The sequence below is a fragment of the Sorangium sp. So ce295 genome (genome assembly GCF_051527405.1).
Taxonomy (GTDB): Bacteria; Myxococcota_A; Polyangia; order Polyangiales; family Polyangiaceae; genus Sorangium; species Sorangium cellulosum_B.
The window spans coordinates 2,949,779-2,970,864 of the sequence record NZ_CP150324.1 but is presented as its reverse complement, the minus strand read 5'-3'; the positions used below and the strand labels follow the sequence as shown (position 1 = coordinate 2,970,864).

The following is a 21,086-nucleotide window of genomic DNA, read 5'->3' as shown; positions in this document are numbered from 1 at the left end:
CGAGCGTCCTCGGGCGCCGCGGCGCGCCGAAACGCCGCTCCGTCCGAGAATTTATGGCGGGAGCGGTGCTAGGATCAGCGCCGTCGATGGAGCCGTCCCCCGCGAAGAGCTGCCCCTCGTGCGGCGAGCGCTACGACGCGGGCGTTCTCTACTGCCCGCGCGACGGCACCCCGCTCGCGAGCTCGCGCAAGAGCCCCAGCTTCGGCGCCGCGGAGCGCGACCCGTACGTGGGCATCACGCTCGGGGGGCAGATCCAGACCCGCCACCTCATCGGCATCGGCTCGATGGGCCGCGTTTACCGCGCTTTCCAGGCCGGGATCGAGCGCGACGTGGCCGTGAAGATCCTCCACCGCGAGCTCAGCAGCAACGCCGAGCTCGTGAGCCGCTTCCACCGCGAGGCCAAGATCTCGAGCCGGCTCGTCCACCCGAACGTCGTCCAGGTCCTCATGACCGGGAGCGTGCCCCCCACGGCCGACCCCCGGATCGGCGGGGAGCTCTACCTCGTCATGGAGCACCTCGACGGCATCTCGCTGCTCTCCGCGCTCGCCGCGGCAGGGGCAGGCGGCGAGAGCGAGGCGCTGCCGCTCCCGAGGGCGCTCCACATCGCCCTCCAGGTGTGCGACGCGGTCGGCGAGGCGCACGCGCAGGGCATCGTCCACCGGGATCTCAAGCCCGAGAACATCATGCTCGTCCGCCGCGGCGAGGACCCGGATTACGTGAAGGTGCTCGACTTCGGCATCGCCCGCCTCGACTGGGCCGACAAGGCGATGACCACCCAGGCGGGGCTCATCTTCGGGACCGCCAAGTACATCTCGCCCGAAGGCGCCGAAGGGCAGCGGGTCGGTCCGCCGGCGGACGTCTACTCCATCGCGACGATCCTGTACCAGTGCCTCGCGGGGCGCGCCCCGTTCGAGGGCGACTCGCCCGTCGCGCTCCTGGTCCAGCACACGCACGCCCCGCCGGCGGACCTGCGCAGCATCGCGCGCTCCAGCTACGTGCCCGAGCCCATCGCGCGGATCGTGATGCAGAACCTCGCCAAGAAGCCGTCGGACCGGGCCCCCGACGCGCGCGCCCTCGGCCGCGACCTCGCCCTCGCCGTCCGGGCGAGCGGGCTCGACCCCGATGAGATCGCCGCCCAGCCCGGGCTCCTGCGCGCCAGCGCGGTCATGAAGCTGGCCTCGAAGTCGCGCACCAAATCGCTCGACCTCTCCCCCGCGCTCGCGGCCCAGATCGGCGGCATCGCCGCGCCGACGCTCGAGAGCGCCCACATCGGCGACCTCGATCCCCGCCTCCCGGGGGGCGAGGCAGCGCGCTACAGCGACCCCGCGTCGCACCGCCGCGAGAGCGACCCCACGTTGCACCGCCGCGAGAGCGACCCCACGTCGCACCGCCGCGAGGAGGAGCGCTCCTCCTCCAGCGGCGTCGAGCGCGCTTCGTCCAGCTCGATGAGCTCGGCGCCCTCCTGGACAACGCCGCTCGCAGCGTCGTCCCAGGCCGAGCGGCCGTCGAGCGGCGCGCGGTTCGGCGGCGCGCTCGCCGAACCGGTGGAGCGGCTCGACGCCGGAGCGCGCGCATCGTGGAGCGCCGCTCACCACGTCGGCGCGGCGGACGAGCCCGCGCGCACGGCGATCGGCCTCGGCATCGATCCCATGCGCGACGCCGCGCCCGTGCCGTCGACCATGCAAGGCGTCGAGTCCGCGGCGCGGCCGCTCCCCCGTCGGGCGATGATCGCGCGCGCGACCGCCCTGCTCGCGTGCGCCAGCGCGGTGGGGTTCGTCGTGTTCCTCGGCGGGCGGCACCTCGGCGCCTTCGGGGGGCCGGCCGCGCGCGACACCCTCGAAGCACACATCGAGCGCGCGCGCGACTGCATGGGCAGGCACGCCTGGGACACCCCGCCCCGCGAGAACGTCAAGGAGATCGTCTCGCAGGCGCTCGCGCGGTGGCCGGGAGACGCGCGCCTCGCCGAGCTCCGCCGCGAGTCGTCCGAGCGCATCGTCGCCGACGCCCTCGGGCGGAAATACGCCGGCGACAAGGCCGGCGCCATCCGGCTGGCGAAGCTCGCGCTCGAGCTGCAGCCGGCCCTCACCACCGCCCAGCACCTCGTCGCCGAGCTCTCCGGCGGCCCGCCGGGCGCCGCCCCGGCGCCGCCACCCCAGGTCGCTCCACAGAGCTCGGGGCCGCAGGCCGCAGGCGCCGACCGCAGGTCTGCGCCGCGCCGCCCCGCGGCGGCCGAGGTCCGCGGCGCTCCCCAGGGCCAGCCGCCGGCGCCCGTCCCCCGGGGCGCGCCGGCCCCGTCCCCGACGCCGGGCGGCGCGGGGTCGCCCCACAGCACAGGCGCCGCCTCGCCGCCGGCCAGCGCCGCACCTGCGCCGGTCCTTCCGCCCTCGCCGCCGCCGCTGCCCACGGACGCCGCCTCGCCGCTCCCCTCGTCGACCGGTCCTTGGTTATAATCCAGAGAAGGTGAGTCCAGGCGGCCGGTACCCGACGTCGCAAGCGCCCGCCAACGCCCGCGCCGGGCAGGGCGGCCGAGCAGCGCTGGTGGGGCGTGGCAGCGCGCGAGCGACGAGCGTGCGCTCGCGCGGCGCCGCGTGCGCCGCCGCGCTCGCCGCGCTCGCCGCGCTCCTGATCTCCGCCCCCGGCCGGGCCGACGAGAGCAGGGCCGCGCGCCGCGCCGTCGCCGCGCGCGAGCGCGGTTTCCCCTACACCATGGTGGAGGTGAGCAGCGGCGTGATGACGCTCCCGGGCGCCGACGTCTGCCCCGTCTCGCTGTCTCCGGGCGCCTGCGAGCAGGGCGAGACGAGCGTCTCCCTCGGCATCCACAACCTCTACCGCTTTCGCGACATCGGCTTCGGCGCAGGCATCTTCTGGGCGGCGACGCTGACCTCCGACGCCGCGCGCGGCGCGCGCGGCCTCGAGCGCGATCACGCGCGCAGCTACTTCATGCTCGACGGGCTGTTTCGCTACTACGCCCTCCGCATCCGCAGCTCGGAGTGGTGGGCCGGCGTGACGGTCGGCGGCGTCGTCGTCAACGACTCGTGGTCGGTCGAGGCCGATCGCAACCCGTACTCGGACACGGCGTACGTCGGGCCCAGGGCGGCGACGATCGGCACCGAGGGTGTCGCCGCGGGGCTCGCGATCGGCGGCGACTGGGCCTTCGCCGACAACTGGAGCGTCGGGAGCCACATCCGCTACTCGAGCTGGTTCCTCCCCGAGCAGCGCAAGGTCTCCCCGACCGGCGATCTCGCCTCGCTCTCCGAGCGCGTCGACATGTTCAACATCGGCGTCCTGATCGCGTACCGCCTGGCGCTCTGACGCCGCGCCAGGCGCCGCCTGCGGCGCCTCACGCCATGACGCCGCGCTCCGCTCGGCGGGCGGCAGTTGACGCGACATCGCCAGGTCGGTACGCCTGCGCGGCCGTTTCCATCCTGCGAGGAGCCCCCGATGCCGCTGAATCTCTCGAAGGTCGGCTACACGACCCAGCCCAGCGCGTTCACCTTCAACTGGAAGACCCTGGCCACCTACGCGCTCGGGATCGGCGCCAAGCGCGAGGAGCTCGAGTACCTGTACGAGGGCGCGCCGGGAGGCATGAAGGTCTACCCCACGTTCGGCGTGATCCCCTCCCAGGGGACCGTGTTCGAGGCGCTCGAGGTGGCCGGGGCCGAGCTGGCGCTCATCGTCCACGGAGGGCAGACGCTCCGGGTGCACCGCCCGCTCCCGACGAGCGGGACGCTGTTCACGACCGCGACGCTGGCGGCCATCTACGACCTCAAGAAGTTCGCGCAGGTGATCGTCGAGACGAAGACCACGCTCAACGACGAGCCGCTCTTCGACACGGTGTGGTCGATCATCGTGCGCGGCGTCGGTGGCTTCGGCGGGCCGCGCCCGCCGCACGCCGAGTCGGAGGCCCCCGTGCCGAAGGACCGCGAGCCCGACTGGGTCGTCGAGCAGGCGACGGCGCCCGAGCAGGCGCTTCTGTACCGGCTCTCGGGCGACGAGAACCCGCTGCACGCCGATCCGGAGGTCGCGGCGAAGGCGAGCTTCACGCAGGGCCCCATCCTGCACGGCCTCTGCACATACGGCTTCGCGGCGCGCGCGATCATCCAGAAGGCGGCGGGCGGCGACGCGAGCCGGCTGCGGGCGTACGGCGCGCAGTTCCGCAAGCCGGTGTGGCCAGGCGACACCCTCATCACGCGGGGCTGGGCGCTGGCCGGCGGCAAGGTCGCGGTGGTCACCTCTGTCAAGGAACGCCCCGATCCGGTGCTCACGAGCGCGTGGGCGGAGATCGGCTGACGGCCGGCGTGGTCGCGTGCTAAGGGCCGAGGCCCGGATCGGGGAAGCGTTATGAGCAAGACGAGCGAGAAGGACAGGGCCAAGGACGACGAGGACCTCGACGACGAGGCCGGGTCGACCGACGAAGGCAACGACGACGGCGAGGAGGAAGAGGCGAAGGCCACCGCGGCCCGCGCCCGTGGACACGGCCACGCGCACGACGACGACGACGACGCGGAGGACGACGGCGCCGAGCCGGAAGATCCGTACTGGTGGGCGCCGCACGCCGTGCTCAGCGCGCTCGTGCTGATCGGGCTCCTCGGCTTCTTCGGCATGTTCAACAAGACGCCGCTCGCCCGCCTCGCGGCCCCCGTCGCCCCGGCGCCCGACGAGCACGAGCACGCCACCGCCGCCGCTCCGCCGCCCGCTCCCACGCCCCGCCCGGCGCAGTCGGCGCAGGCGCCGAGGGAGATGTTCGGCGCGAAGCACCTGCTCGTCATGTACAAGGGGAGCCGCCGAGCGCCCCCGACCATCGAGCGCACGAAGGACGAAGCCAAGGCCCGCGCGACCGAGGCCATGACGAAGGCCAAGGCCGATCCGAGCAAGTTCGCGGACGTCGTGAAGGAGTACTCGGACGAGCCGGGGGCGGACAAGCGCGGCGGGGACCTCGGCAAGTTCCCGAAGGGCGCGATGGTCCCGGAGTTCCAGGCGGGCCTCGAGAAGATCAAGGTCGGCCAGGTGAGCGACCTCGTCGAGACGGCGTTCGGCTACCACGTCATCCTCCGCACGCAGTGAGCGCGCGGCGCCGCCGGGGCCGCGGCGCCGCAGCGTCGCGAGCCCCGGGCGGCTCGACCCCTCCCGCCGTGTCAGCGCGCCGGAGCGCTGACGAGATTCTTCAGCCTCGCCGTCTTCTCTTCCTTGGTCAGCGTCAGCTTGGCGTGCTCGTCGGCCGTCATGCCGTTGCGGAGCACGCGGGCCTCGTCGCCGATGCCGTAGACGGTCTTGTCGGCGCGCGCGAACACCCACTCGGTCGCGGAGCCCTCGCCGTCCTTGTTCATGAGGCGCACCGAGCCGTCGCCGATGCCCTTCTCCCTGGCCGCGCCCGGCAGCTTCGCCAGCGTCGACACCACGTCCTTGGCCTGGTCGACGTCGTCGCGCACGATCGCGACCACCCGGTAGCGCTTGTCGACCTCCTTGTAGTAGCCGAACGCGCCGGGCCCAGCGCCGTCCACCCCGAGCACGTCCTTGGTCTCGTAGCGGATCCCGAGCTGGATCATGTTGTCCCTGGGCAGCGCCGCCGCGGCAGGCGGCAGCGACGGCTCGCCGGGCAGCTTCGCGCCCATCTCCTTCACGAGCCCAGGCAGGACCTTCTCGCTCGACGACTTGAGCGCCGCCTCGGCCAGCGCCTCGTCGTTGTAGGTGATCTCGGCGAGGTACTGCCCGCGCCAGAGGTACGCGTTCCCGACCCCCATCGCGGCCGCGCCGCCCCCCTCGATCAGGCGGGGCGTCGCCTCGTCGGCCGGGTCACCGTCGCCCACGGTGCGCTTCGTGAACATCCCGTAAGCGCCCTCCGTGGACCCGAATTTCGAGAGGTGGACGTCGACGGTCGCGGAGCCGCCCTCGCCGCTCACGTACCGCGCCTCGACCACGCGCCGCACGCCGAATCCCTTGTAGATCTCGCACTCCCCGTCGAACATGTCGCAGATGCTGTCGAGCGGCAGGGGCGCCGATTCGCCGAACGTCTTCTCCCCGCCGTTCGGGTCGAGGCAGAACCCGCCCGTCGTGCGCGGGAAGAACGGCGCGCTCGCCGCGTCGCCGATCGTCCCCCCGCCGCCTGCGCAGGCGGCCGGCTTCGCGGCCGGCGGAGGCGGCGGCGGCGCGCCGAGGGGCTCTTCCTTCTTGCTGCAGCCCGAAGACAGCGCGGCCACGAGCGCGCCGGCGAGCAGCGCGCAGCTCCACGCACGGGAGCGCAACGGCCTCCCGCGGTACGCGCGCGTCGCGCGTGTCGCGCGCGTCGCAGCTGGCACGCTGTGGTCCAATGGGCCTCTCGGTGAACACCTTTCGGGCGGGAATCGCATGGCATGTTCGCCTTGCACCTTTTTTCATAGCGCCGCAATCGTTAGCGCCCGCGGCGAATCGCTTTGAGAGATTCACCATGAAGTTCAATGACTTAGCGCCACCCGTCGAGGGCATGCAGCTTGCCTTTGCCGATCCTTTGGTGCGCCCTCCCTCCTGTTCGCGACCTCCTCCTCGTGATTCCGACCGACCGCGGGCCTGCGCTCCGGGGCAGCGCGCGCTGCGCCGCCGTGGCGCGCGCGGCTTCACCCTGCCGGAGCTGCTCGCGGTGGTGGTCCTCATCGGCATCCTGGCCGCCGCGGCGTCGCCGAGCTTCGTGAGCGGCATGCGCGATCGCCGCGTGAACCGCACCGCGATGGAGATCAGCGGCATCTACCGGCTCGCGCGCTACCAGGCGATCGGGCGCGGGACGGCGGTCCTCGTGCGGTGGACCGCCTCGACAGGCGCGTTCCAGGTGCAGCAGGCGCTGGTCGATAGCACCCCCGCCGGCCCGCTGATCGCGAAGAGCTGCCTCAGCGTCGTCGACTGGATGAACCCGGCCGAGACCGAGCCGGTCACGACGTTCCACACCCAGAGCATCGATCTGGCGGCGATGCAGCTGCTCGATCCCACCGGCGTGGCGCGCGCCAACGCCGACGTCTGCTTCACGCCGCGGGGGCGGACGTTCGTCCGCTTCGACACCGCCGCTGGGTTCGCGCCGCTGCTCGGCGCGCTCCGGGTCGATGTGACCAACACCAGGACCGGCCTCCTGCGCTCGGTCTTCGTCCCGCCGAACGGCGTCGCGAGGCTCGGGCTGTGAGCGCGGCGCGTGCGAGGAGGGCGGCGAGCCGCGGCTACACGCTCATCGAGGTCATGGCGGCGCTCGGCGTGCTCGCGATCGGCGCCACCGGGGTGCTCGCGCTGCAGAAGGCGACGCTCATCAGCAACACGAACGCGCGCAACCTCGCGATCGCCAACAGCATCGCCATGACCTGGGCAGAGCGGCTGCGGGTGGACGCGCTCCAGTGGAACGATCCCATGCGGGTCCCCGACATCAACAGCGACACCGACTGGCTCACGGTCAGCACCACCTCCCCGTTCCCCGCGAGGGTGACGCCCACGGAGATCCCCGCGCTCGGGTCGCCGAGCGCCGACGTGCTCGGGGCCGACATCTACGCGGGCGACACATCGCCGTCCGCGTTCTGCACGCACGTCCGCTTCCGCCAGTTCACCGATCCCGTGTCGGGCGCGCTGATCTGGGACAGCCTCCTCCGCGCCGAGATCCGCGTCATCTGGGAGCGCAACGGGGACCCGATCAACTGCGGGATCGCCCCGCTCGCCGTCGACGCGGCCCCTGGGCGCTTCGGCGCGGTCTACCTGACGACCGGCGTGCTCCGGAACACGAGCGAGGACAGGCGATGACGACGAGCCGACGCACCACCCGCACGCGCGCGCGCGCGTCAGGACAGCGAGCCTTCACGCTCGTGGAGCTGCTCGTGGCGATGGCGGCCGGCCTCGTCGTGTCGCTGGCGGCCTTCCTGCTCTCGAAGAACGCGACGCGCTTCTTCCAGAACGAGGCGAGGGCCTCCGCCTCGCACCTCGCGGCGACGATCGGGATGAACCGGCTGACCGCGGACCTGCAGCGCGCGGGCTACCTCTCGTCGCCCAACATCCTCCAGGACCCGGAGGTCTGTCAGGTCCCGGCCTCGCCGGTCGGCCTGCGGCGCCTCGCCGGGATCTCGATCCTCCGTCAGGGGTCCGAGTTCCTCCATGCGACGGAGCTCAACCAGAGCATCGCCAACGGGCTGCACCCTGACTCCATCATCATCGGCGGCAGCTTGAACAGCACCGAGCTGTTCGAGTTCAGGAAGATCAGCGATGAGTCGGGCGACTGGGTCGTCGAGCTCAACCCGAGCAGCACCGCCGTGCAGCGGACGCTGGAGCGCTCGCGGGGCGGCGGGCAGAGCCTGACCCAGATCTTCGCTCCTCACCGCTTCCTGCGCATCATGGTCCGCGGTCAGGAGAAGTTCCTGTATGGCGTCATCGATCAGGTCAACGTGATCGGCAATCCGCCCATCCAGATCTCCATCACGCTGAAGGCGGATCCCGGCCTGCCGACGCTGGTCGGGCTCGCCGATTGCGGCGTGACCCCCGGCGGCGCCACCGGCGACGGAGGATGGGTGAACGTCGTCTCCCGCGTCCGCTACGACATCCGGAGCCTCGTCGGTAAGGCGACGGCCTACGCCCCTCTCGTGGCGCCCGTCACGCCGTCGCTCACCAACGACCTCACCGGCGACAACGGCCGCACCGAGCTCGTGCGGGTCGAGCTCGACGAAGAGGATCAGGAGCTCCCGGACACGCTCGAGCTCATCGCGGAGTACACCGTCGATCTGAAGTTCGGGATCTCCACCGCAACCGCGGGCACCGTGCCCGGGGTGACCAACCCGCAGATCACGCGGTTTCCGATCACCGCGATCGACAACGCGTCCGTGTACACCAACGCCGCCGCGAACGACCAGCCAGGGGCCATGCCGCAGCGCGTGCGGTCGGTCCAGGTCCGGCTCTCGACCCGGACCCGCGCGCCCGATCGCGACGTCGGCTTCCCCTTGGGCGCCGACGGCCGCAGGCTCAGGTTCCTGATCCCCGGCATCTCCGCCAGCGCCAACACCTTCGGGGACACGGCGCCCTCGGGATCGCCGCCGGTCTATGCCCGGATGCGCACGCTCTACGCCGACATCGCGCTCCCCAACCAGGCCTACGTCCAATGGTGAACGCAAGCATCGCCCGGTCCCGCCGGCGCTCCCGCGAGCGGGGCGCCGCCGTCTTCATCGTCGTGCTGGTCATCACGATGCTCACCGCGATCGGCCTGTTCGCGGCCCACGCGGCCACGCTGTCGACCATCGCCAGCGGCCATGAGCGGCGGATGACGCAGACCCACTATCTCACCGAGTACGCGATGCAGCTCGCGATCGCCGAGATCGAGCAGAAGGGAGGCCTGGAGATGATCCCCAGGTCGACGAGCTGCTCGGTCATCACCGACGCGTGCTGGCCGCTCCTGCCGCACACGTTCAACGCGGCACAAGCGCTCCTGGAGCCGCCCACGGCCGGCCCGCCGGAGACGCCCGGGAGCCTTGGTCGCGCCCCTGTCCAGTGGATCGCCAAGGTGGAGATCACTGATAAGATAAGGCCTGCGATAGGGAACCGCGCCGGCAGCGACATGGGCGGCCCGAACCCGGTGAGCGTCGATTACTGCACGGTCACCATGAACGCGCGGCTCATCGCCTGGCCCGACGGCTCCGCCATCGCGACGGCGGGCAGCCAGGAATCCATGTCCGTCGTTGCCGATATCCTTTGCTCGAAGTGACGAACCGGAGCGCACGATGCGAAACCTGACGAAGGTCCTTGTCACCATGAGCTGCGCGGCGACGCTCGGCCTCGTCGCGGGGCGCGCACGCGCGCAGGCCATGGATGTGGAGCCGCCGCTGCCCAACGTGCTCTTGCTTGTCGACACGTCGGGCTCGATGGAGAAGACGGTGGCGGGCGGGGAGCCGGACTGCAACCCAGGCACTCCCCCCGCCTCCGAGGCCCTGAAGAGCCGCTGGACGAAGCTCGTCGAGTCGCTCACGGGCCCGATCCAGAACTTCAGCTGCGAAGCGCAGTCCCGCACGGACCCCGCGTTCGTCACCGAGTTCAGCGTCGGGGGAGAGCCGCCCTACGACAGGAACTACTACATCCCGTTCCATCGCATGATCTCTACGGGCGACTGCGTCACTGGTCCCGGATCGACCTACAATGAGGTGAAGGGTTATATCCGTGGCAACCCGACCCTTGATTGCACGTTCGCGCAGACCGAAACCGGCCTGCTCGACGTCTACAAGGACCGGATCCGGTTCTCGCTCATGACGTTCGACACACTCCCCGACGCCAGGACGGGGCTCCTCTCCGGGGTTCCCGATCCCGCGGGCGGCATGGCGGGGATGTGGAGCTACTTCCTCGGGTTCCAGAGCGGCACAGGGTACCCGGCGCGGGGCAACCCGCCCGCTTGCGCTCCCGCGGACATGGAGGTCGGCGCCAGGAACCCGGGCGCGCCGCTCTGGGAAGGGCCGCTCATCCCCTTCCCGACCTACACGGCCGACATCACCGAGGTCGGCAACGTCAACACGAAGATCCAGAAAGCGCTCCTCGCGATGCGCCCCTACGGCGCGACGCCGCTCGCCGGGATGCTGTCCGACGCGCGCGACTACATCCTCAACGAGGCCTCGACGTGGGCGGGCCAGCCGCTCGGACCGCGCGACGATCCGTACATCAGCGGCGGCTGCCGCAAGACCTCGATCGTGCTCATCTCCGACGGCGAGCCGAACCTCGATCTGCGCCCGACCTGCGCGAACGGCGCCGGCCCCGGCCCCGAAGGGACGGGCTGTCCGTACGAGGAGCCGCACGTCCTCGCCCACTCGCTCAACTCCCACACCAACCCGAACCGGCGTGTGCCGACCTATACCGTCGGGTTCGGCCTCTCGACGGAGGCGGGCATCGACTGCTCGACGATCTCCTCCGCCGATTTCCTGGCCGGTGGGCGCTGCGACGGCGCGTCCGGCGCGCTCAAGGCGTGCTGCACGCTCTCGCGCATCGCCATCGAGGGCGGGACCGACCGCGGCTATTTTCCGAACGACGCCAACGAGCTCTCCGCGGTGATGTCGCGGATCTTCGCGCAGATCGCTGCGAACTCGACGAGCCGCACCCTCCCCGTCTTCGCCAACGCGACCGCGACCGCGAACAACGGCAGCACCGACGAGGGGGTCGCCTACCAGTTCGGCTCCTCGTTCAGCCCGCCGCCGGACGGCTCGCTGTGGAGCGGCAACCTCGAGCGCAAGCGCTTCGTCTGCGAGCCCGTGAGCGGCGTCATGACGACGCAGCTGAAGGACATCGACCCTGGCAAGGGCGATGACTTCGCGGCCAACGTCAACTCGAACGCCGGGCAGCCGCGGCGGTTCTTCACCGTGATCGGCGAGCTGGACACCACCGCGCAGCGCATCTGGTCGAGCCGGAGCATCCGCCTCCCCAACGTCACCACGGGCGCCGTCGCCACGGACGGCCTGGGCAGCTACACGGGTACGGTGACCGGCAGCGGCGCGCCCGCGCAGGCGACGGTGTTCGCGACCGATCTCTCCAGCGCGTCCCGCGCGCTCGACCTCGATCCCAGCGCGGCCGTCCCGCCGCAGTGCTCGGGCGGGCTGCAGGCGACCAACGCCGCGGACTGCGCCCGGCGCCTCATCGAGTGGGAGGTCGGCGCGCCGATGCCCTCGGGCGTCGCCTCCCGCGAGGGCAACGTGCTCGGCAGCATCTATCACTCCACGCCGGTCGTCGTGGGGCCGCCGAACGACTACATCCCCGACGAGTCCTACCGGGCCTTCGCGGAGCACCCCGATCAGGCGGCCCGACCGCTCGTGCTCTACACGGCGACGACCGACGGGCAGCTGCACGCGTTCCAGGTGACCGCGGCGACCGCGGCGGACCCGCTCAAGGTGGACAAGGTCGAGAACAACGAGCTCTGGTCGTTCATGCCGCCTCACGTGCTCCCCCGGCTGCTCGCGACGTTCAACCAGCAATCGCTGCTGCTCGACGGCGCGCCCGTCGTGAAGAACGTCGTCTTCGAGCGCACGTCGGCGCAGGTGAGCAGCGCCAACGCGACCTGGAACACCGTGCTCCTCGCCAGCGGCGGCGCGGGCGGCAGCTTCTACTACGCGCTCGACGTGACGAACCCGAAGGCGCCGCGGTTCCTCTGGCAGCTCTCCACGGACGATAGCGGCGCCCCGCTGTTCGGCGAGGCGACGCCGACGCCGGCGATCGGCATGGTGGAGATGGAGTCCGGCGGCCAGATCAAGGAGATCGCGGTCGCCATCCTGCCCGGCGGCTCTGCTCCGCTCGATACGAGCCAGCCCGCGTGCAACCGGAAGAACACGGCGCACCCGCTCTTCTATCCGACGGGCACCCTGGCGGTCCGCGACTCGGTCCGGTGCTGGGGCAGCGCGGGCACCGGCGGCCCCGTCGGCCCGTCGCGCTCGCTCACGGTCGTCCGGCTCGACACGGGCGAGATCATCCGCACGTTCCGCGGCCTGCCCTCGGAGGCCCCGGCCGGGATCGCCTCGCGGACCACGGAGGTCGACTTCGACTCGCCGATCACCGGCGTCCCCGTGCCGTTCCCGGCGGGCGTCGGCGAGGTCGCCGAGCGCATCTACGTCGGCGACGCCGACGGGACGCTCTGGCGCGTCAGCCTGACGAGCACCAACCCGGACAACTGGACCGTGGACCTCGCCTGGGACGCGTACTCGTTCCCGACCGACACCGCGGCGAGCAGCCAGCCGATCCAGACGACGCCGATCGTGAGCACCGATCCGCTCGGCAACAAGGTCATCCTGTTCTCCACCGGCGATCAGGAGGCGTTCACGGCGAGCGCCGCCATCGAGACGCGGGTCTGGTCGATCACCGAGCGACCGCACAACACCAGCCTCCGCTTCAGCGAGAACTGGGTCGTCCCCTTCACGGGCGGCCAGCGCGTGACCGGGCCCATCTCCCTCTTCAACGGCTGCGCGTACTTCGCGACGTTCACGCCCGTCGCGCCGGGGACCTACGCGTGCGCGGACGGGCGCGGCGCGATCTGGGGCGTCGACTACCTGCTCGGCAACACGGACACGCCGGCGTACCCGCACGCTTGCCTCGTCGTCGATCCGGCCGCTCCTCCGGAGCACTTCGAGCTGCAGTCGCCAGGCACGATCGTCTTCGGCGTGGCCGTGACCCAGAAGCCGACATGCGTGGATACGACGGAGTACACCGATGCGGTCTTCGGCCCGCAGACGATCGTCCAGCAGTCCACCCCGCCCGAGTACCAGCTCGTGTTCCACACCGGCGCCGCCGGCGACGCGGACGCCCAGGGGGGCGCGACGCGAACGAGCACGAGGACGCTGCAGCGGCCGCGCAAGGTCGTTAAGATCGACTCGTGGGCCACCCTCATCGAATGACGCGAGCCAGCCTGTCGCGCGCCGCCGGCGCGCTCGCCGCGCTCGTCGCGTGCGCTTCGGCCGCGCCCGCCTGCCGCAGCGACGCCAGCGCGCCGGCGCCGGCGCCGCAGGCGAGCGAGGCCGCGGCCCCGAAGCCGCCGGTCGACCAGGCGCTGCCGGGCGAGCTCGCCGAGGGGACCGAGCAGGCGTTCGGCCTGCCCATCCCGCGCCGCATGAAGGTGCGCGCGCGCTTCGCCGATGCCGTCTTCGCCGTCGGAGAAATACCTGCCGAGCGGGTGGCGAACTACGTGCGCACGCGCGTCCTCGCAGGAAATGTCGAGACCGGGCCTGCGAAGACGATCTTCTCGCGCGCCACCGTGAAGAGCGCGCCGCAGCGGATGATCCGGATCGAGGTCGTCTCTCGCGCGCACATCTCAGAGCTCGTCGTCCGCGACGAGACCCGGGCGCCCGCGGAGCAGGGGCTGTCGGTCGAGGAGCGCTGGCGCCGCAGCGGGCTCACGCCGGACGGCAAGGTGATCGATCCCACCCGCCTCGAGTGAGCGCGGCGGCGGCGGCCTCGACCTCCAGCGCCGCGGGGGCCGCTGCGCCAGTCGGCGTCAGTCGGCGCCAGTCGACATCTCCGACCTTTCGAAGTAGATCGCGGCCGTGTCGACCAAGCCGCTCCCCACCGCTCCGCTCCGAAGGACGCCGCTCTACGACGAGCACATCAAGCTCGGCGGCCGCATGGTCCCGTTCGCCGGCTGGGAGATGCCGGTCCAGTACAAAGGCGTCACCGAAGAGCACAAGGCGGTGCGCACCGCCGCCGGGCTGTTCGACGTCTCGCACATGGGCGAGATCATCCTGAGCGGCGAGCACTCCGGACAGGTGGTCGACTACCTCGTCACGAACGACGTGAAGAAGCTGGAGGACGGACACGCGCTCTACACGTGCGCGTGCAACGAGGCCGGCACGATCCTCGACGACCTCATCGTGTACCGGATCGACGCGCGGCAGTGGCTCATCGTCTGCAACGCGTCGAACCGCGACAAGATCGCCGCCCACATCCGGGGCGCGGCGCAGGGCCACTGCAGCTTCGAGGACGCGTCGGATCGCACGGCGATGATGGCGCTCCAGGGGCCGAAGGCGCTCGACATCGTCGCGCTCGCGGGCGGCGACGGCCCCGCGCTGCGCGAGCTCGCGCCGTTCCACTTCCGCGATGCGACGCTCGCCAACGTGCGCTGCACCGTGGCCCGCACCGGCTACACCGGCGAGGACGGCATCGAGATCTTCTGCTCGCCGTCCGACGCGCAGCGGCTCTGGCGCGCGCTCGTCGAGCTCGGCGGTCCGCTCGGGCTCGAGGCGACGGGCCTCGGCGCGCGCGACACGCTCCGCCTGGAGGCGCGCCTGTCGCTGTACGGCAACGACATCGACGAGACGACGAACCCCATCGAGGCGGGCCTCGGCTGGGTGGTGAAGCTCGACAAGGGCGATTTCGTGGGGCGCGCCGCGCTCCAGCGCATCAAGGACGAGGGCCCCGCGCGCAAGCTGGTCGGCTTCGAGATGACGGGGCGCGGCATCGCGCGCCACGGCTACCCGCTGCTCGACCCGAGCGGCGCGAAGGTCGGCGTCTGCACGAGCGGCAGCCCGGGGCCGACCGTCGGCAAGAACATCGGCCTCGGCTACCTGCCCGCGCCGATGGCGGCGGTAGGGACCGCCTTCCAGGTGGACTGCCGCGGGCGCTCGGTCGAGGCGGTCGTGGTCAAGACCCCGTTCTACAAGCGGGCCTGATCCGCGCCGAGGCGCGCCGCGGCGAGCCGATCCGAGCGACCGCACGCGGCGACCAGAGATCCAGGTTGGCAAAGGGAGAAGAAGTCACATGGCGAGCGACAATGTCCGAACGGACCGGCGGTACACGAAGGATCACGAGTGGGCCAAGCAGGAGAACGATCTCGTCGTGATCGGGATCACCGCCTTCGCGGTCGAGCAGCTCGGCGACATCACGCTGGTCAACCTCGACGTGAAGCCGGGCGACACGATCACCGCGGGCACGGCGTTCGGCACGATCGAGAGCGTCAAGACGCTGAGCGATCTGTTCGCGCCGGTGAGCGGCAAGATCCAGCGCGTGAACGCGGATCTCGAGAGCCGCCCCGAGCTGGTCAATGACGACTGCTACGGCAAGGCGTGGATGATCGAGGTCGTCCCCTCGGACCAGGGCGAGCTCGGCACGCTCATGGATCCCGACGCGTACAGCGAGCTCCTGAAGACCGCGGCGCACTGAGCGCCGCTCCCCTCCGCGTTCCGCATCACCCTTCCCGTTTCCCGCTGCACAAGACCATGCGCTACCTGCCCCACACGCCCGAGGAAATCAGCGAGATGCTGCAGGCCGTCGGCCTGTCGTCGCTCGAGGAGCTCTACAGCGCGATCCCGAAGGAGGCGCGCCTCACGCGCCCGCTCTCGATGGAGCCTTCGCTCGACGAGGCCTCGCTCATGCGGCACCTCGAGGAGCTCGCCCAGAAGAACCGCGCAGGGCGCATGCTCTCGTTCCTGGGGGCGGGCGCCTACGAGCACCATTTCCCGCCGGCCGCCGATCAGCTGCTGCTCCGCAGCGAGTTCTACACGGCCTACACGCCGTACCAGCCCGAGGTCTCCCAGGGCACGCTCCAGGTGATCTTCGAGTTCCAGACGATCGTGAGCGAGATCCTCGGGCTGCCGATCGCCAACGCGTCGATGTACGACGGCGCGAGCGCGCTCGCGGAGGCCGTGCTGATGGCCCGCCGGCTGACGGGGCGCGAGCGCACCGTCCTGTCCGGGGGCGTGCACCCCGACTACATCGGCACGGTCGAGACGTACGTGCACGGCATCGGGGCCGGCAAGGCGTCGCTGGTCGGGGTCGACGTCGGCCGCGACGGCACGGCGGACGTCGAGGCGCTGACGCGGGCGATCGACGAGACGACGGCCTGTGTGGTGGTCGGCTATCCGAACTTCTTCGGCGTCGTGGGTGACATCCGGAAGGTGGCCGAGGTGTGCCACCAGAAGGGCGCGCTGCTGATCACGGTCACCCTGGACCCGTACGCGCTCGCGCTGCTCGAGTCGCCGGGCGCGCTCGGCGCCGACATCGCGGTGGCGGAGGGCCAGCCGCTCGGGCTGCCGCCGCAGTACGGCGGCCCCAACGTCGGGCTGTTCGCGTGCCGGAACGACCGCAAGTACCTCCAGCAGGTGCCCGGCCGGCTGGTCGGCGAGACGGTCGACAAGCACGGGACCCGCGGGTACGTGCTGACGCTCGCGACGCGCGAGCAGCACATCCGCCGCGAGCGGGCGACGAGCAACATCTGCACGAACAGCGGCCTCTGCGCGACGGCGGTCACGATGCGGATGTGCATGCTCGGCAAGCGCGGCTTCGTGGAGGCGGCGAAGCAGTGCCTCGCGAAGGCCGAGCACCTGAAGCGGGAGATCGCGCGGCTCGACGGCTACTCGCTGCCGATGTCGGCGCCGACGTTCCACGAGTTCGTCGTGAAGGTCCGCGGCGGGGACGCGGGGAGGCTCACGCGGGCGCTGGCCGAGCAGGGGATCATCGCGGGGCTCGATCTCGGGCGGATCGACGCGCGGCGGCGGGACGAGCTGCTCGTCGCCGTGACCGAGCGGCACAGCCGCGCGGATCTCGATCGGCTCGTCGAGGGGCTCGCGGGGTTCACGGGCTGACGCGGGCGCGGGCCCCCACAAGCTGGCCGGCTGATGCCTAGACGGCCGAGATTTCCTCTGATGCAAGTATTCCTCGATCCGGGGGATACTGCGCCCCCATGCGGGGGGGAGAGGTAATCGCCGGGCGATTCGAAATCGAAAAGCTCGGGGGAATCGGCGGCATGGGGGAAGTCTACCAGGCTCGCGATCGAGCCTCGGGCGAGCCCGTCGCCGTCAAGCTATTGCAGCAGCTCGACCCGAGGAACGTCGAGCGCCTGATGCACGAAGCCGCTGTGCTCGCCGAGCTCGAGCACCCGGGCATCTGCCGCTATGTGGCGCACGGGATGACGGCGCAGGGAGTGCCCTACCTCGCCATGGAGTGGCTCGAGGGCGAGGATCTCTGCGCGAGGCTCGGGCGTCGAGGGCTCAGCGTGGACGAGACGGTCACGCTCGTGACACGCGCCGCCGAGGCGCTCGCGGTCGTGCACGCGCACCGGATAGTGCACCGCGATCTCAAGCCTTCCAATCTGTTCCTCGTGGAGCGCGACGTCGCGCGGGTGAAGCTGCTCGACTTCGGGATCGCCCGGTTCTCCGACGCATCACGAATGACCCAGCCGGGGATGATCCTCGGGACTCCCGCCTACGTCGCGCCCGAGCAGGCCCGGAGCAGGGCGGCGGTCGACGCGCGCGCCGATGTATTCGCGCTCGGCTGCGTGCTGTTCGAATGCCTGACCGGCGTACAGGCCTTCAGGGGCGACAGCTTCATGTCCATCCTGCTGAAGATCGTGCTGGAGGACGTCCAGCGGGCGAGCGAGCTGCGGGCCGATGTGCCGCCGTCCCTCGACGTGCTGTGCACCCGGATGCTCGCCAAGGACCCGGCGGAGCGCCCATGCGACGGCGCCGCGGTGGCCGCGGCGCTCAATGCGGTGAGCCTGGGAGCGACGCTCCCCATTGCGGAGGTGTCGACCCCGGTGGCCTCGGTCCGCTCGCCGCCGTCCTCCTGCTCGCCGTCGCTGACCCACAAGGAACGAAGGGTGACGTGCGTGCTGCTGATGGCCCCGGAGCCACCCATGGCCGGCGGCGCGGGGCGATCGGACGCGGAGACCGAGATCGCGTCCGCCGCGGAGGAGATGACCCGGGAGGTCGCTGCGCTCGGGGCTCAGCTCGACCTCTTGATGGACAGCTCGATCCTCATGACGTTCACCGGGACTGGCCTGGCGACCGATCAGGCCGTGCGAGCGGCCCGCTGCGCGCTCTCGCTGCGCAAGCACGCCGGCGGCCGTCAGCTGGCGCTCGCGACGGGCACCGCAGAGCTGTCGGGGAGGCTGCCTGCCAGCGAGCTTGTCGACCGCGCGACACGGACGCTGGCGCAGTCCGCGCCCTCCGCCGGCGCCGCGCACGCGGCAGGCCAGGCGCGGCCGATCGCGATCGACGAGGTGACCGCCGGGCTGCTCGACGCCCGCTTCGATGTCCTCGAGACGGAGAGCGGCCTGTGGCTCCAGGGCGAACAGGCGCTCGCGAAGGGCGCGCGAACGCTGCTCGGCAGGCCGACCGCATGTGTCGGGCGCGACTGGGTGATCGCGGCCATCGAGGCGCTGCGCACCCAATGCATCGAGGAGTCGAGGGCGCGCGCGGTGCTCGTGACGGGGCCGGCCGGCATGGGCAAATCGCGCGTCGCCTACGAGCTGCTGCTCCGCGTCCGCCAGCGCGACCCCCCCTTCACCTTGTGGGTCGGCCGAGGGGACCCGCTGCGCACGGGCGCCGCGCTCGGTCTGCTCGGTCAGGCGCTGCGGCAGGCCTGCGGCGGCATCCAGGACGGAGAGCCGCTGGAGGAGCGCCGCGAGAAGCTCCGCGCCCACGTGAACAAGCATTTCGACGGGGCCGACGCGCGGCGCGTCTCGGAGTTCCTCGGAGAGCTCCTGAATACGCCGTTTCCCGACGAGGACAGCATTCAGCTGCACGCCGCGCGCCGGGACGTCCGGCTCCTCGGCGATCAGATGCAGCGCGCCTGGGTGGATTTCCTCGAGGCGGTGTCCGGGGAGCGCCCTTTGCTCCTGGTGATAGAGGACCTGCACTGGAGCGACGCGCCGACGGTTCAATACCTCGACGAGGCGCTGCGCCGCGTCCGCGATCGGCCATGGATGCTGCTGGCGCTGGCGCGCCCGGACGTCCACGAGGTGTTCCCCCGGTTGTGGGCCGAGCGGCAGCTCCAGGAGATTCGCCTCGAGCCGCTGACCTCCAGGGCGAGCGCGCGGCTCGTGAGGCAAGTGCTCGGCGACCAGGTGAGCGAAGCGACCCTGGAGCGCATCGTGACGCAGGCCGAAGGCAACGCGTTCTACCTGGAAGAGCTGATCCGCGCGACCTACGAAGGGAACAAGCAGAGCACGCCGGAGACCGTGCTGGCCATGGTGCGGTCCCGCCTCGAAGGGCTGGACGACATGGCGCGCCGGCTGCTGCGCGCCGGGAGCGTGTTCGGCGACGTCTTCTGGCGAGGCGCGATCGACTCGCTGCTGGGTGGCATGGACGACGGGTCGATCGACGATCACCTCGCCCGGCTGGAGGGCCTGGAGTGGATCATCACGCGTTCTGCTTCGAGGTTCCAAGGCGAGCGGGAGATCGCGTTCCGGCACGCGCTCGTGCGCGAGGCGGCCTACGGGATGCTCACCGAGGAGGATCGCGCGCTCGGGCATCGGCTGGCGGGGGCGTGGCTCGAGCGCGCCGCCGAGCCGTCGGCGGCGGTGATCGCCGAGCATTTCGATCGCGCCGGCGAGCTCGCGCGCGCCGCCGAGCTCTACATGGCGGCCGCCGCGCAGGCGTTCGCCGCGAACGACTTCGCCGCGGTGCTGCGGTGGGCCGAGCGCGCCCTCTCCCTCGGGGTCAGCGGCGCGGCGCGGGAGGAGCTGCTCTTGCTGCGCACCGAGGCGCGCCGGTGGCGCGGGGACATCGCGGAGTTCGGTCGGTGCGCCCACGTGGCCTTGCGCGTGCTGCCGAAGGGCACTGCGCCCTGGTATGTAGCGCTGGCCGAGGCCGGGCGGGCGGCGAGGCACCTCGGGCAGCCGGAGGACCTCCTCCTGCTCGACACGATGCTCGCGGACGCCTGGCGGCCCGACGGGCAGGCGACAGCTCCGGCGGTGACGACGGCCGCGTCGATCGCGCTGGACCTCCTGCTCGCGGGTCTCCACGAGCGGGCCGAGGCGATCGATGCGCGCATCAGGTCGGTCGCGGAGCGCTTTCGCGACGACCCGAGCGTGAGCGGGCCGATCTACCGACAGCGCGGGATGCGTGAGCTCTTCGCCGGCCATCTGGAAGAGAGCTGCGCGTTCGCCGCGCGCGCGCTCCGTTGCTACGAGGAGGTGGGCGACCTACGGAGGGCGTGCGTCGAGCGGTGCAACCTCGCATTCCGGGAATCCCTGCTCGGCGCGTACGCGGAAGCGATGACGCGCCTGCGCGCCGCGGTCGCTGAAGCCGAGCAGATGGGGCTGGACTACGTCCTCGGCTTCACGTTGCACGATCTGGGTCGTGTCCTCGGCCGTACTGGCGCCCTCGAGGAGGCGTGCGTGGTGGAGGCGAAGGCCGCCGCCCTGTGCGCCGCGCAGGGCAGCCGGCGGGGGGAGGGCTGGTCTCGCACCTACCTGGCGGGGATCCTGCGAAGCGCGGGCCGGCTCGACGAGGCGGAGGGCGAGGCCCGCCGCGCGGTGGCGCTGCTGGAGACCGCGCAGCAAGCCCAGGTCGCGGCCCGAGCGACGCTGGCTTCTGTGCTGCTCGCGCGCGGCCGGTCGGCCGAGGCGCTCGCGGAGAGCCGCGCGGCCATGGCGCTGCTGGCCACGGTGGAGAAGGTCGAGGAGGGAGAGGCGCTCGCACGCCTCGTGCACGCCGAGGCGCTCTTTGCGGCGGGCGAGCGCGGCGCGGCCCGCGCTGCGATAGCCGACGCGCGCGACCGGCTCCTCGCTGTCGCCATGCAGATCGCAGACCTGCGGACGCGCGACAGCTTCCTCCGCAATGTCGAGGAGAATGCCCGCACGCTCGAGCTCTCGGAGGCGTGGCTCGACGACGGCTCGGGGGGACGCCCCGCCGGGTGAGATCGCCGCC

15 protein-coding genes are annotated in these 21,086 nt (G+C 71.7%); 14 read left to right on the top strand and 1 reads right to left on the bottom strand.

Translation table 11 applies throughout. The features are described from left to right. The first annotated feature begins 86 nt into the window (after positions 1-86). The 4 genes from WMF11_RS11465 to WMF11_RS11450 all read left to right on the top strand — a co-directional run bounded on the left by WMF11_RS11465 (position 87) and on the right by WMF11_RS11450 (position 5,064). A complete protein-coding gene (locus WMF11_RS11465) occupies positions 87-2,450 on the top strand; it encodes a protein kinase domain-containing protein (RefSeq protein WP_437977478.1) in 2,364 nt (787 codons plus the stop codon). A gap of 10 nt (positions 2,451-2,460) precedes the next feature. Further along, positions 2,461-3,312 (top strand): hypothetical protein, encoded by an 852-nt coding sequence (locus WMF11_RS11460; RefSeq protein WP_437977477.1) that lies wholly within the window; start codon positions 2,461-2,463, stop codon positions 3,310-3,312. A 129-nt stretch (positions 3,313-3,441) separates the two neighbouring features. Further along, on the top strand, positions 3,442-4,290 hold the full coding sequence (locus WMF11_RS11455) for a MaoC/PaaZ C-terminal domain-containing protein (protein WP_437908445.1): 849 nt from the start codon (positions 3,442-3,444) through the stop codon (positions 4,288-4,290). Between the two features lie 51 nt (positions 4,291-4,341). Further along, on the top strand, positions 4,342-5,064 hold the full coding sequence (locus tag WMF11_RS11450; protein ID WP_437908444.1) for a peptidylprolyl isomerase: 723 nt from the start codon (positions 4,342-4,344) through the stop codon (positions 5,062-5,064). A gap of 71 nt (positions 5,065-5,135) precedes the next feature. Here WMF11_RS11450 and WMF11_RS11445 read toward each other — a convergent pair whose 3' ends face one another. Next, positions 5,136-6,242 carry a DUF6599 family protein gene (locus tag WMF11_RS11445; RefSeq protein WP_437977476.1) on the bottom strand — a complete coding sequence of 369 codons (1,107 nt, stop codon included), beginning with the start codon at positions 6,240-6,242 and terminating at the stop codon, positions 5,136-5,138. 65 nt (positions 6,243-6,307) lie between these two features. Here WMF11_RS11445 and WMF11_RS11440 point away from each other — a divergent pair, with 65 nt between their 5' ends. The 10 genes from WMF11_RS11440 to WMF11_RS11395 all read left to right on the top strand — a co-directional run bounded on the left by WMF11_RS11440 (position 6,308) and on the right by WMF11_RS11395 (position 21,076). Further along, on the top strand, positions 6,308-7,144 hold the full coding sequence (locus tag WMF11_RS11440) for a pilus assembly FimT family protein (protein ID WP_437977475.1): 837 nt from the start codon (positions 6,308-6,310) through the stop codon (positions 7,142-7,144). Next, positions 7,141-7,746, top strand: a complete 606-nt coding sequence (locus tag WMF11_RS11435; RefSeq protein WP_437977474.1) for a type IV pilus modification PilV family protein — start codon at positions 7,141-7,143, stop codon at positions 7,744-7,746. Before WMF11_RS11440 ends, WMF11_RS11435 begins: the two co-directional genes overlap by 4 nt. Continuing rightward, positions 7,743-9,095 carry a PilW family protein gene (locus tag WMF11_RS11430; protein WP_437977473.1) on the top strand — a complete coding sequence of 451 codons (1,353 nt, stop codon included), beginning with the start codon at positions 7,743-7,745 and terminating at the stop codon, positions 9,093-9,095. Before WMF11_RS11435 ends, WMF11_RS11430 begins: the two co-directional genes overlap by 4 nt. Then, on the top strand, positions 9,089-9,688 hold the full coding sequence (locus WMF11_RS11425) for a hypothetical protein (RefSeq protein ID WP_437977472.1): 600 nt from the start codon (positions 9,089-9,091) through the stop codon (positions 9,686-9,688). Before WMF11_RS11430 ends, WMF11_RS11425 begins: the two co-directional genes overlap by 7 nt. 16 nt (positions 9,689-9,704) lie before the next feature. Further along, positions 9,705-13,340 carry a hypothetical protein gene (locus WMF11_RS11420; RefSeq protein ID WP_437977471.1) on the top strand — a complete coding sequence of 1,212 codons (3,636 nt, stop codon included), beginning with the start codon at positions 9,705-9,707 and terminating at the stop codon, positions 13,338-13,340. Then, positions 13,337-13,879 (top strand): hypothetical protein, encoded by a 543-nt coding sequence (locus WMF11_RS11415; RefSeq protein ID WP_437977470.1) that lies wholly within the window; start codon positions 13,337-13,339, stop codon positions 13,877-13,879. Before WMF11_RS11420 ends, WMF11_RS11415 begins: the two co-directional genes overlap by 4 nt. A gap of 106 nt (positions 13,880-13,985) precedes the next feature. Next, positions 13,986-15,107, top strand: coding sequence for a glycine cleavage system aminomethyltransferase GcvT (gene gcvT, locus WMF11_RS11410; protein WP_437908436.1), 1,122 nt, complete (start codon positions 13,986-13,988; stop codon positions 15,105-15,107). A gap of 88 nt (positions 15,108-15,195) precedes the next feature. Beyond that, positions 15,196-15,597 (top strand): glycine cleavage system protein GcvH, encoded by a 402-nt coding sequence (gene gcvH / locus WMF11_RS11405; protein WP_437551815.1) that lies wholly within the window; start codon positions 15,196-15,198, stop codon positions 15,595-15,597. A 56-nt stretch (positions 15,598-15,653) separates the two neighbouring features. Beyond that, on the top strand, positions 15,654-17,018 hold the full coding sequence (gene gcvPA, locus WMF11_RS11400; RefSeq protein ID WP_437551813.1) for an aminomethyl-transferring glycine dehydrogenase subunit GcvPA: 1,365 nt from the start codon (positions 15,654-15,656) through the stop codon (positions 17,016-17,018). 98 nt (positions 17,019-17,116) lie between these two features. After that, positions 17,117-21,076, top strand: coding sequence for a protein kinase domain-containing protein (locus WMF11_RS11395; protein ID WP_437977469.1), 3,960 nt, complete (start codon positions 17,117-17,119; stop codon positions 21,074-21,076). Positions 21,077-21,086 lie beyond the last annotated feature (10 nt).